The sequence below is a fragment of the Magnetospira sp. QH-2 genome, from assembly GCF_000968135.1.
Lineage (GTDB): Bacteria > Pseudomonadota > Alphaproteobacteria > Rhodospirillales > Magnetospiraceae > Magnetospira.
Genome location: NZ_FO538765.1, coordinates 2,015,045 through 2,027,563, shown reverse-complemented (window position 1 = coordinate 2,027,563; position 12,519 = coordinate 2,015,045). Strand labels below are relative to the sequence as shown.

At 61.6% G+C, this 12,519-nt stretch carries 9 protein-coding genes and 1 tRNA gene; 6 read left to right on the top strand and 4 right to left on the bottom strand.

Features of this window, described 5'->3' with window-relative positions:
• The first annotated feature begins 142 nt into the window (after positions 1-142).
• Complete coding sequence (locus MGMAQ_RS09590; RefSeq protein WP_148560913.1) at positions 143-814, top strand: tetratricopeptide repeat protein; 672 nt, start codon at positions 143-145, stop codon at positions 812-814.
• A 1-nt stretch (position 815) separates the two neighbouring features.
• Here MGMAQ_RS09590 and MGMAQ_RS09585 read toward each other — a convergent pair whose 3' ends face one another.
• The 3 genes from MGMAQ_RS09585 to MGMAQ_RS19540 all read right to left on the bottom strand — a co-directional run bounded on the left by MGMAQ_RS09585 (position 816) and on the right by MGMAQ_RS19540 (position 5,535).
• The gene (locus MGMAQ_RS09585) at positions 816-2,438 is read right to left on the bottom strand and encodes a DNA polymerase Y family protein (protein ID WP_082085360.1); all 1,623 of its coding nucleotides are present in this window, start codon (positions 2,436-2,438) and stop codon (positions 816-818) included.
• A complete protein-coding gene (locus tag MGMAQ_RS09580) occupies positions 2,365-3,078 on the bottom strand; it encodes an ImuA family protein (RefSeq protein ID WP_052716282.1) in 714 nt (237 codons plus the stop codon). Before MGMAQ_RS09580 ends, MGMAQ_RS09585 begins: the two co-directional genes overlap by 74 nt.
• Positions 3,079-3,153: 75 nt before the next feature.
• Entirely contained in the window at positions 3,154-5,535 is a 2,382-nt protein-coding gene (locus MGMAQ_RS19540) for a PAS domain-containing sensor histidine kinase (protein WP_052716281.1), read from the bottom strand.
• Positions 5,536-5,667: 132 nt separating this feature from the next.
• Here MGMAQ_RS19540 and MGMAQ_RS09570 point away from each other — a divergent pair, with 132 nt between their 5' ends.
• The gene (locus MGMAQ_RS09570; protein ID WP_046021368.1) at positions 5,668-7,113 is read left to right on the top strand and encodes a bifunctional ADP-dependent NAD(P)H-hydrate dehydratase/NAD(P)H-hydrate epimerase; all 1,446 of its coding nucleotides are present in this window, start codon (positions 5,668-5,670) and stop codon (positions 7,111-7,113) included.
• On the opposite strand, the gene MGMAQ_RS09565 is transcribed toward MGMAQ_RS09570, so the two are convergent.
• Positions 7,110-8,462: a globin-coupled sensor protein gene (locus MGMAQ_RS09565; RefSeq protein WP_046021367.1), complete on the bottom strand. Its 1,353-nt coding sequence runs from the start codon at positions 8,460-8,462 to the stop codon at positions 7,110-7,112. The genes MGMAQ_RS09570 and MGMAQ_RS09565 overlap by 4 nt on opposite strands.
• Positions 8,463-8,659: 197 nt before the next feature.
• On the opposite strand from MGMAQ_RS09565, the gene MGMAQ_RS09560 reads away from it, so the two are divergent.
• The 4 genes from MGMAQ_RS09560 (at position 8,660) to clpX (ending at position 12,443) form a co-directional block, all read left to right on the top strand.
• Positions 8,660-8,744, top strand: a tRNA-Leu gene (locus tag MGMAQ_RS09560).
• Positions 8,745-8,880: 136 nt separating this feature from the next.
• Positions 8,881-10,317, top strand: coding sequence for a trigger factor (gene tig / locus MGMAQ_RS09555; protein ID WP_046021366.1), 1,437 nt, complete (start codon positions 8,881-8,883; stop codon positions 10,315-10,317).
• Positions 10,318-10,360: 43 nt separating this feature from the next.
• Complete coding sequence (gene clpP, locus MGMAQ_RS09550; protein ID WP_046021365.1) at positions 10,361-11,002, top strand: ATP-dependent Clp endopeptidase proteolytic subunit ClpP; 642 nt, start codon at positions 10,361-10,363, stop codon at positions 11,000-11,002.
• Between the two features lie 172 nt (positions 11,003-11,174).
• Complete coding sequence (clpX, locus tag MGMAQ_RS09545) at positions 11,175-12,443, top strand: ATP-dependent Clp protease ATP-binding subunit ClpX (protein ID WP_046021364.1); 1,269 nt, start codon at positions 11,175-11,177, stop codon at positions 12,441-12,443.
• Positions 12,444-12,519: the final 76 nt, after the last annotated feature.

The window sequence follows — 12,519 nt, the reverse complement described above, 5'->3', positions numbered from 1 at the left end:
CCGGGCTCCGTCCGGGTCATCCTTGCCGCCGGAGGAAAGAGCTGGGTAAAATTTGCCGCCTGGCCGGTGTTTTGTGTTTCCCCGATATCCTTGCTACATTAACGCTGTAAGTCGTATTTTTTGCCGCGTCGGAGGCCTGATTTTGAGGCTGCGAGTCTGGGTTATCGCCATGGGGGCCATTCTGATCTGGGGCGGCCTCGCCACGGCTCAAGTGCCGCCACCGCCGGGTGGTCCTGGGGAGATCGGTGGCTGGTATGAACAGGCGGCCAAGGCGGGCGATCCGAAAATTCAGTTCCTGTATGGAGTCCGTATCGAACAAGGGGTCCAAGGCGCGCCGGACATGGAAGCGGCCCTTTATTGGTATGAGGAATCAGCGAAGCAAGGCTACGCTCCGGCGTTACATCGGCTCATTGCCTTGTATGGCGGCGCGGGCACCATCCCGGCGAATCCGGCCAAGGTTGCCCAGTGGACCGGGCGCGCGGCCGGCGGCGGAGATGCCCGATCGGCCTTTAATTACGCCGTCATGCTGGAAACCGGAGCGGGGGTGGCCCGGGATGTGGCCGCCGCCTTGACCTGGTATGAAGCGGCCTACGACGGGGGCATCGACCGTGCGGCGTTGCGCCTTGGGTACCTGTTGAGCCAGGGAGAAGCGGCGCCGGAGCAATTGGTCCGGGCGCTGATGTGGACCGACCTGGCCGGGGCCGGGGTTCGGGGCTACCAGGACCTTCGCCGGTCCTTGGTCGAACGCCTGAATAGTGACCAGCAGGCCCAGGCCCACGAAATGTCCATTCATCGGCGGGCCCTGAGGCGTTAATTCACTGAAATTCCCCATGCAGGTACCATTTGGGCGGCACGCCGGGACGCATCAGGCCTTCGCGGTAGACCCAGAACCGGCGGCCCTCTTGATCCTCGACGCGGTAATAATCACGGGTGCGGCGAGCCAACCCGGCGGCCGGGTGGTCCAGGCTATCACGGCGCCACCATTCCGGCGCGATGCGCTCGGGTCCTTCGGTGCGGGCGATGCGATGGATGCGGCCCCGGCGACGGATCAAGGCGGGCGGATCATCGGGCAGGGAGGCCACCGCCTCGATGGGCTCCGGCTGTGGCAGCAAATGCAGAGGGCGGGGCGGCAGAGGGGCATGACCGGGCAGACCGGCAACGCGACGGGCGGCGGATGAAGAGTGGGGCATGGCGTTCTCCTTGCGGCGGGAAAGGTGGGGGGCGACGGCGCGGCTGGCTCGTTCCGGCCAATGGCTGGGGTAGGGGGACAGGCGGACCACCCGACCGGGGCCGAGGCGCAGGGTCAGGCGGTCCAGCAAATGTGCCAAGCCTCCGTCACGGCGGGTGTCGGCACGATCCTGGTGATCGGTCTGTTGGGCGTTCAGGGGATCGGTGAGCTCGGCATCCAGGGTGACGGCCTCGATACCGAAGCCGCTATCCAGGCCATCCAGCTTGCCCGTGTCACGAAACAGCCGGAACAGAGGCTCCGGATCGCGAACCGGTTGCCGGGTCCCAATGGTCACCGACAGGGCGCTGCCATCGACCCGGTACAGGCGGAAGATCAGTTTGCGGACCCCTTGATCCTCCTTTGCCAGTCGTTCGCAGAGTTCTGCCAGTAAGGCGCTGAGGGCGGCTTCCACATCCTCGGCGCGGCCAATGGGTTCGACGAAGCTCCGGCGGACGCGCGGCGGCTCGACTTCGGCACGAGGGGAGATGGGGTCACCAAGGCCGCCGAGAGCCTGATCCAGGCGCCGTCCCGGCAGGTCGCCGAACCGTCGGGTCAGCGGGGCCCTGGGCAGGGTCAACAGATCCTCAATCCGCCGGGGACCCATCCGTTCCAGAGCGTCCAAGGTTGCGGGCGGCAATCGCAGGGCGGCCAGGGGCAGGGGGGCCAGGAAAGCGCGGAGCCTGCCCGTGGTGACGAGAGTCAGGGACGTCGCGCCGAAGCGGGCGGCGGCCCAGGCGGCGCCAGGGGTCTCGGCCAGTCCCAGGCGGGCGGTCAGGCCGAATCCGGCGAGCCGCTTCCGCAGGTCCTCAAGCAAAGCCTGTTCACCGCCGAACAGATGGGCCGAGCCGCCCACATCCAGCCATAGACCATGGGGAACGCAATTCCCATCGGGCGCGCTGTCGTCCAGGGAAACCCAAGGGGTATAGCACCGGGCCCAATCGGCCAGGCGTTCCAGATCCCGCCGCAATCCTTGGTGATCGTCGTTTACGGTGCGGAGCGTTGGCGCCAAGGCCCGGGCATCGGCCAGGGGCATGCCGGGGGTCAATCCGGCCCGTTGGGCCATCGGGTCGGCGGCGGCAATGCGTGGCATGCCCCGTTCGACCCGGGTCACCGCCAAGGGAGACTCAGACGAAGACTCAGACGATGGCTGGCGCCGCCGCAGGCGTTCGGTCGCGAACAGGGGCAGCCAAAGAGAAATCACCCGTTTCATATTTCCACTCCACAGTCCATTGTCCTTGTCCTTCGTTGCCTCGGCAGCGTTGCAGCGAGACCCGCCAGCAGGGACGCCAGCGATCCCGGTTGAAAGAGGGGGCCGGGTCAATTCGCCAGCGGGTCAGCGCTGCGGTAACCGGCGGGCGCCGACGGGCGGCAGGGCGCAGCAACAGGGCTGGAAGCCCGCCTTTCTCGGCGGCCAATTGCAGCCGTCGTCCGGCCAGGGGAGGGACCTCGGCCACTTCGCCTAGCACCGCCACCGGCAGCCCGCCACGCAATCCTTCCTCCATGGCCCAGAGCAGATCCTGGTCCCGTTCGCCCTGCACCAGCACCAGCCGTTCCGGATCCAGGCCCAGAGCCAGAAGGCCTTGAGCATGGAGGTCACGGCCGGGACGGCACCAAAAAGCCATGCGTTCCGGCTCTCCGCGTAACAGGCGAACCAGCAGGGCAATGGCAAATCCGGGGGCGGCAAGACCGCCGATCTCATGCAGTCCGCGACGTGGCAGACCCTGCCAGGGCAAGGCATCGTCCAGAGCCGGGTGCCCCAGAGACACCAGGTCATCCCGATTTGCCGGGAGGGTGCTCTCCAGCGCCCGGAGGCGGCTGCGCAGTTGAACGAGGGTCGCTTGACGATCCAAAGGAGGGCTCCATATGTTCTTTATTTGTTCTATATGGGGCCAAACAGGAAGTCAAGGGCGGTCTTGTCCGTTGGATTACTCGGGAGCAGGCAGGAATGTGGTTCTGGCGGCGGGAAACCGCAGCGAGACCGAGGTGCCTTCGCCGGGGGAGCTGTCGAGCACCAAGGTGCCATCATGCAATTCGACAAGATTCCGGCTCAGCGGCAACCCCAATCCGGCCCCTTCATATTGACGGCTAAAGGAGCTGTCGGCCTGACCAAACGGTGAGAGCACCCGGTCCAGGTCCTCGGCGGCAATGCCGATCCCGGTATCGGTGACGCGGAAGTAAAAGCGGCTTTCCCGATCCAGGCCGGTGGCCAGGGTAATGGTGCCGCCGACGGGAGTGAACTTGATGGAATTGAACAACAGATTGATCAACACCTGCTTGATACGCCGCTCATCGCCGTGCAGGATCGGCGCCGGGGTTGGCAGGACATCAACCTTTTCAAGGGTCAAACCGGCTTGTTGAGCGCGCTCTTGAACCATGCGCAAGGCACTTTGCAGGAGCCTTTGCACGTCGATATCCCCCTCGCGCAGCACCATGCCGCCGGATTCGATGCGGGCGATATCGAGAATGTCATTGATCAGGTCCAGCAGATGCTTGCCGGACTCGTTAATATCGGTGGCGTACTGCCGGTAATCGGGCTGACCGAGGGGGCCGAACATCTCGTTGGACAGGATATCGGAAAAGCCGATGATCGAATTAAGCGGTGTGCGCAGTTCGTGGCTCATGGTGGCCAGGAACTCGGTTTTCGCCCGGTTGGCCAGTTCCGCCGCCTGCATGGCATTGCGCAGGGCCACTTCGGTCTTTTTGCGATCGCTGATGTCCTCGCCGGAACTCAGGGTTCCCGCAGGCCGCCCTTCCTTATCGGGAATAATCGCATTATGCCAGGCAACCAGCCGCCGTTCGCCATTCTTGGTAACGATCTCGTTCTCGAAATAGTCGGGCAGATCGATTTCCCGGGCCATGACGGAACTGAACATCTCCCATACCCGCGTCCGTTCCGCTGTCGGCAGCGCCAAATCCCACCAATTCTGGCCGACGATTTCAATTTCCGGACGCCCCAGGATCTCGCAGCCCTTGCGGTTGATCAGGGTGACGCGACCCAAGGCATCAAGGGCCAGGATTATGGTTCCGGCGATTGCCAGATAAGTTTCCGCGGTTTCCTTTTCTTTACGAATACGCTCGGCGGCCACTTTTTCCAAAGTGATATCCATGTAGGTGGCGGCAATGCCGCCTTCGCGCGTGCGCCGCTCGGTAATGCGGACCCAGCGGCCATTGCTCAGGCGCACCTCGTAGGATCCGCTGGGATTACGGTGGCCGCGGACCCGGTTGCGCAGCCATCCTTCCGGGTCAGGGCGGGCGGAGGGGATATAACCGCTGTCGATAATTTTGCCGTACAGCTCTTCAAATGTCTGTCCGACGGCATTTCCAACCACTTCGCTGGGAAAATAGTGGTCGAGCGGGGTATTGCCCAGCACCAGCCGGTCGTCCGCGTCCCAGAGGGCGAACCCTTCCGACAGGCTGTCCACCGCGTCCACCAACCTTTGGCGATCTTGTTCCCGCTGCGCCATGTGGGATTGGCGCAGGGCCGTGGCTTCCTGCTGGTGCCGGAACTCACGGCCATAGAGCTTGATCATGAAAAAGATCACGCTGCCCGCGATCAGGATGACCAGGGCCATCGGAACCAACTCCGAAAGCTTGTGACGGACCCAAAAATCCCATAGCCCCGCTTCATCGGCGGTAAAGGTCAGACGCAGATGGAAATTGTTGAGGCCGTGGCTGACTTCAATTCTTGGGTTGAGCGTTGCTCTATCGGGCTCTTGCAGCAAAGCATTGCCGTTGGGAGTCAGGATACGGGCCACGATGTGGGGGCCTAGGTCCAGGTTGCGAATCCAGCCCCGTAGCCGGTCGCTGGAAAAGCTGTAGACCTGGAACCGCTCCACGGTTCCATCCTCGGTGACCTGGGGGCGGACCACGGCGACATAGGTCTTGCCATTCCAGGCTGCAATCTGTTGCAAGACGTCGTTTTTGCTTTTGGAGGCGGATTGGAAAGCCTCAAGCAGGGGCGTGGGGGCTTGATCGAAAAGCGGTGCCGAACTCAATAGGTGGCGCCCCATGGGAGTATAGATACCCAGGACCACCTCCGGGCTATAACCGGCCAATCGGTCCGGTCTGCCGCCATAAGCATAAAGATCGGACTGAGTCTCGATCTTGGAAAGAGTGCTCAGGTGCGTCATGGTTTCGTCAAACAGGATATCGATGGGCGGAGCAACCTGCTTCGCGACCATCTCCAGTTCCTGTTTCAACTCCCGTTGTCCGGTAATCCAGCTGAGCACGGCCCAGATGACCGTGGCCGCCACCGCGATACTGATGGCGGTCCCGATGAGTAATTTGGAATCGGGGCGGATTTTCATGGAAAGCCCATGCAGTGGCGGGATCTGTCGGGCAGTCTACACGCCTTGGGGCCCGGAGAGAAGATGTCCGCCGTTGCCAGACTCCCGAGCCTGTGGTCCCATGGGAACGAGGGTGGAGAGAGGGCTCATGCAATGACCGAAATCCTGACTGTCGCACAGATGTACGAGGCCGACCGGCTGGCCATGCAATCCGGCATCCCCGGTCTGCGATTGATGGAAGCAGCGGGGCTTGCCATCGAACGGGTCATTCGCGGGGCATGGTCGCCTCGGCCCGTGGTGGTCCTGGCCGGTCCCGGCAACAACGGCGGCGATGGATTCGTGGTGGCGCGGCTGTTGGAGCGGCGCGGCTGGCCGGTGACGGTGGCCCTGTTGGGCGACCGGGCACGTCTGAAAGGGGATGCGGCGGCCAATGCGGCGCGTTGGAAGGGGCCTTGCATCCCATTATCTCCAGAAGTTCTCAATCGGGGCGCGCTGGTGGTGGATGCCCTGTTCGGCGCCGGGCTGGCCCGCCCGCTGGAGGGCGGGACAGCGGCAACCATTGAAGAACTCAACCGACGGGAACTGCCCTGCGTGGCGGTGGATGTTCCAAGCGGAATTCATGGCGACAGCGGTTCTGTATTGGGATGTGCGCCCCGCTGTCTTGCCACGGTGACCTTCTTTCGCCCCAAGCCAGGGCACCTGCTGGAACCGGGGCGTCAATACCGGGGGGCCCTCACCGTGGCGGATATCGGCATTCCGGGGTCGGTGCTGACACCTATTTCGCCCGATCAATGGTGTAACGGGCCGAAGCTCTGGTCACAGGTTCTACCCAGGCCTGGGCCGACCAGCCACAAATACAGCCAAGGCCATTTGCTCATTCGGGGCGGAGGGCGCATGACCGGCGCGGCGCGGTTGGCCGCCGCTGCCGCGCGCCGCTGTGGAACCGGATTGGTGACCTTGGCGGTACCCCCATCCATGCTGTTTCCTTACATGGGGGATGCGCCGGGACCGCTGGTGCGCAGCTGTGCCGATGCGGAGGCCTTGGCCGAATGCTTCGATGAGTCACGGATCACGGCGGGTCTCTTGGGGCCAGGGGCGGGCCTGGGGGACAAGACCCGCATCGATGTCCGCATGGCGCTGTCCAGCGGGCGCCCCCTGGTTCTGGATGCCGACGCGCTGAGCAGCTTCGCTGATGCCCCCCGGGATCTGTTCGACCAATTACGGCCCGATATGGTGCTCACCCCCCATGAAGGGGAGTTTGCTCGCTTGTTTGCGCATAAGGGGGACAAGCTGTCTCGGACAAGGGCGGCTGCCGAGGAATGTGGTGCCGTGGTGCTCTTGAAAGGGGCGGATACGGTGGTCGCCGCGCCGGACGGACGGGCGGTGATCTGTACAGCCGGCATGCCTGCCTTGGCGACCGGAGGAAGCGGGGATGTATTGGCCGGAATCATTGCCGGTCTGTTGGCCCAGGGAATGCCCGCTTTCGAAGCGGCCTGCGCCGGGACCTGGATTCACGGCAACGCCGCGGGAAAGATCGGTCCCGGATTGATTGCCGAGGATTTGCCGCTGGCCGCAGCCGGTGTCCTGGCTACTCTTTAGAATTGCCGCAATTCGTCCAGGAAGTCACGAACTTCGATGGTAAGAGATTCCGCTTGCGAAGAGAGTTCGCGGGAAGCGGCAAGAACCTCGCCTGCCGAATGGCCGGTTTCGTCGGCGGCCGCCGTGACTTCAACAATATGGGATGTCACCTCGTTGGTGCCTGCCGAGGCCTGTTCGACGTTGCGGGCAATCTCTTGGGTTGCGGCCCCCTGTTGTTCAACCGATGCTGCAATAGAAGCGCTGATATCGTTGATTTCACTGATCGTGCTGCCGATCCCCTGAATGGCTCCAACGGCTTCTCGGGTGGCGGCTTGAATTTCTGAAATCTGCCGCGCGATCTCGTCGGTGGCTTTGGCTGTCTGGCTGGCCAGGTTTTTGACCTCGGAGGCGACAACAGCAAATCCTTTGCCCGCTTCTCCGGCCCGTGCCGCCTCGATGGTGGCGTTCAGCGCCAACAGGTTGGTCTGGCTGGCGATGTCGTTGATCAGATCGACCACCTCGCCGATCTTCTGCGCCGCGCTGGCCAAGCCGCTGACCTGCTCGTTGGTGCGCTCGGCTTCCATCACCGCGTTGCTGGCAATGTGGGTGGATTGGGCGACCTGCTGGCTTATTTCACCGATGGACCCCGAAAGCTGCTCGGCGGCGGCGGCGACGGTCTGCACATTGGTGGCCGCTTCTTCGGCGGCGGCAGCGACCGCCGTGGCCCGCTCCGAAGTTCGGACGGCGGTGCTTTCCATCGCCTGAGCGGTGGCCTGAAGTTCCGTCGAGGCCGAGGCAACCACCTGGACCATGCCGTGGACATTCTGTTCGAAGCGGTCCCCGTGATCCGACAAGGTGGTATCGAAGTTCCGGCGAGTGGAATCAATATAGACCGATATGGGCAAATCCAGATCCAGCATCACGGCCTTATTGATGGCCTGCAACACCCCGATCAGCTTTTCCGGCTTTTTGCGGTAAGTGCGCACGGCGATGGCCGTGAGTTCGTTGAGGATCCGGCAATAGCCGCCGATATGCCAACGGAAATCCAGACCGACCCGTTCATGGGCATGACTGATGGCAACCACCTCGCGGAGATAGTCTTCGCCGAACTTGCCTTCGAAGATGTTTCCGACCCAGTGGGCACGCTGGCCGCTTTGGGCCGCCTTTTGGCTTTCGGAGGTCTTGAAGAGGGCCGCCAGTTCCGGCCATTGGTAGACATGCTTGTAGAATTCCTCAAGAATCACATCAATGTGGAATTCCATCACCGGCTTGAATTCACGCAGGTTTTCTTTGGAACTCTCATCCAGGCCGATGAATGCCATGCGTTCGGTGCATATGCTTTCGGCCAAGGTTTCGGACTGGTCGAGCATTGAAATCCAACTCCCTTGGAGGAATGAACGCGCCGCCGTGAAAAAAAACGGGGTTCGACGGGCTCCTGTTTATATAGCCCCAATCGGGGGGCGATGATAACCCCCTTGTCACGCTCTCCGCGTGGGAGCGGAACCATGGCCTGTTCTCGGTCGTTGACAGGGACGGCGGTTCGTATAGATTGTGCCTCCCCGGACCGGCGGGCGTGGCGAAACTGGTAGACGCGCGTGGTTTAGGTCCACGTGACGAAAGTCATGGGGGTTCGAGTCCCTCCGCCCGCACCAGTCCAGCCCCTAGTGAAGGGGATGTCGGAGTGGGAATAACCGGCAGACTAGGATAAACAAGACATCCGCGTGCCGCCTTTGAGCGCCGCGACCGTGAGACAGATTTTCGTATCAACCAAAAAACATAGAGATTTCGATGCAGGCAACTGAAACCCTCTCTGAGGGCCTGAAGCGGGAATACAAGATCGTCGTTCCCGCCTCCGAATTGGACCAAAAAGTCACCGCGCGCCTCAAGGACGCGGCCAAAACCATGTCGCTGCCGGGATTCCGTCCGGGCAAAGTGCCCGTGTCCCTGCTCAAGCAGCGGTTCGGCAAGTCCGTCATGGGCGAGGTCTTGGAGGAAACGGTCAACGAGAGCTCGCAAAAGACCATGACCGACAATGAACTGCGCCCGGTCATGCAGCCGCAGATCGAAATCGTCAGCTTCGACGAGGGCAAGGACCTGGAATACACCATGGCCGTCGAGCTGTTTCCCGAGTTCGAACCCATGGATTTCGCCTCCTTGAGCCTTGAGCGAATGGTGGCCGATATCGACGAGGGCGAAGTGGACAGCGCTTTGGAGCGCCTGTCGGAAGCCTATAAGGAATCCCAGCCCGTCAAGAGCAAGGCCCGCAAGGCGAAAAAGGATGACGTTCTGGTCATCGATTTCACCGGGCGTTTGGACGGCGAGGAATTCCCCGGCGGCAAGGCCGAGGACTATAACCTGGAGCTCGGCTCCGGGACCTTTATCCCGGGTTTCGAGGATCAACTGATCGGCTCCAAGGCCGGTGAGGAGAAAGACGTCAACGTGACCTTCCCCGAGGATTACGGTGCCGAGAACTTGGCCGGAAAAGAGGTCGTTTTCTCCGTCGTGGTCAAGGAAATCCGCGAGACCGCTCCGGCGGCCATCGACGACGAACTGGCCAAGAAGGCGGGCAAGGAAACACTGGACGAGCTGAAGCAGGCCATTCGGGACGAGCAGGGCAAGGAATATGGTAACTATTCCCGCGCCAAGCTGAAGCGGACCTTGCTGGACGCCCTGGCCGATGGCCACAGTTTCGAGGTTCCGGCGGGCATGCTGGAAGCCGAGGCCAAAGCCGTCGCCAAGTCCTTGCAGGATGAAGCCAATGCCGCCGAAGGCGTCGAGCCGCCCGCCGAAGGTGAGGAAGCGCCGGAGCCTGAAGTTACCGACGAGCACCGTGAGATCGCGGAACGTCGTGTGCGCTTGGGCCTGTTGCTGGCCGAAGTTGGTCGCCTGAACAACATCGAGGTCACTCCCGATGACGTGAACAAGGCGTTGATGAGCGAGGCCAGCCGCTATCCGGGGCAGGAAAAGATGGTGATGGACTTCTATCGCCAGAACCCCCAGATGATGGAACAGATCAAGGCGCCGATCTTCGAGGACAAGGTCTGTGACTACGTGATCGAACTGGCCAAGGTCACCGACAAGCCGGTATCCATCGAGGAACTGATGCGCGATCCCGACGAAGAGGACGCGCCGAAGGCCGAGGCCAAGCCGGCGAAGAAAAAGGCCGCGCCGAAAAAGAAAGCGGCCAAGAAAGAGGCAGCAACAGAGGAAGCTCCGGAATCCTGATCCAGCTGGATAGGGTCAAACGGGCCGACAAGGAGTGTGTTTCATGAGCGACCCCATTGAGACTTATATGAATTCCCTCGTTCCCATGGTCGTGGAATCCACGAACCGGGGCGAGCGGGCTTATGACATCTATTCGCGGTTGCTGAAGGAACGCATCATCTTCCTCACCGGCACCGTGCATGACGATGTGGCTTCGCTGATTTGTGCGCAGTTACTGTTTCTCGAATCCGAGAATCCCAAGAAGGATATCTCCTTTTACATCAACTCGCCGGGTGGCGTGGTGACCTCGGGTCTGGCGATCTATGACACCATGCAGTACATCAGGCCGTCCGTGTCGACGGTCTGTATCGGTCAGGCCGCTTCCATGGGCTCGTTGCTGATGGCAGCGGGCGCGCCGGAAAAACGCTATGCGCTGCCCAACGCCCGGATCATGATCCACCAGCCCTCTGGCGGGTTCCAGGGCCAGGCGGCGGATATCGAGATCCAGGCCCGTGAGATCTTGGCTCTGCGCGAGCGGCTGAACAATATCTATGTGGCCCATACCGGGCAGACCCTGGAAACCATCGAGAATGCGATGGACCGCGACAACTTCATGACCGCCGAGGATGCCAAAACCTTCGGCCTTATCGACGAAGTGGTCGACCAGCGTCCGGTGAGCGAAGAGGACGAGGACGGAGAGTCCTGATTTTTTGCTGATGGGGGCTGTAATTAGCCCGAATGAACCCTATCTTTGGAGTGGTTTTCGGCCTTTGTGCCGGGAACTGCCCGGAAATGGCGGGACCGGCCTGATTTTTTGCGTTGTATCCGGTCCGGCACAACGGCTAACATGCATCTAAGCTTCCGAACCCGGAGATTCCATGTCCAAGTCCACCAACGGCACCGATTCCAAGAATACCCTCTATTGCTCGTTCTGCGGCAAGAGCCAGCACGAAGTGCGCAAGCTCATCGCCGGGCCGACGGTGTTCATTTGCGACGAATGCGTCGAGCTCTGCATGGACATCATCCGCGAGGAGAACAAGTCGAGCCTCGTGAAGTCCAGCGAAGGGGTGCCGACGCCTCAGGATATCTTCGATGTTTTGAATGATTATGTGATCGGCCAGGCGCGCGCCAAGCGAGTGCTGTCAGTGGCTGTCCATAACCACTACAAGCGCCTCAACCACGGCTCCAAGAGCAATGATGTGGAATTGGCCAAATCCAACATTCTGCTGATCGGGCCCACGGGCTGCGGCAAGACCCTGCTGGCGCAAACCCTGGCGCGAATCCTGGACGTTCCCTTTACCATGGCCGACGCCACTACGCTGACCGAAGCCGGTTACGTCGGCGAGGACGTGGAGAACATTATCCTCAAGCTGCTACAGGCCGCCGACTATAACGTCGAACAGGCGCAGCGTGGCATCGTCTATATCGACGAGGTGGACAAGATCTCCCGTAAGTCCGACAATCCGTCCATCACCCGCGACGTATCGGGCGAGGGCGTGCAACAGGCCTTGCTGAAGATCATGGAAGGCACCGTCGCCAGTGTGCCGCCCCAAGGCGGCCGCAAGCATCCACAGCAAGAATTTCTGCAGGTGGATACCACCAACATCTTGTTCATCTGCGGTGGCGCGTTCTCCGGCCTCGACAAGATCATTTCTTCCCGAGGGCAGGGGTCCTCCATCGGCTTTGGCGCCGACGTGCGCTCGCCTGATGACCGCAAGACCGGCGAAGTCCTGGGCGAAGTGGAGCCGGAAGATCTGCTCAAGTTCGGCCTGATTCCGGAATTTGTCGGACGCCTGCCGGTCCTGGCAACCCTTGAAGACCTGGACATGGATGCGCTGAAGCTCATCCTGACCCAGCCCAAGAACGCCTTGGTCAAGCAGTATCAGCGCCTGTTCGAGATGGAAGACACCAGTCTGGCGTTCTCCGATGATGCCTTGAACAGCATTGCCGAAAAGGCCATTGAACGCAAAACCGGGGCCCGAGGCCTGCGCTCGATCATGGAATCCATCCTGCTCGACACCATGTTCGATCTGCCGTCGCTCGAAGGGGTCGAAGAGATCATGGTCAACCGGGAAGTGGTCGATTCCGCCGCCAAGCCTCTGTACATCTATGCAGACCGGCAAGACGAGGTCGAAACCAGCGCTTGAGCGGGTTTTTCCATGGGTGCGGGCTTGAAGCCGCCGGGCGATAACGCCATTTCCTTGTAAGAGATACATTTCAAAG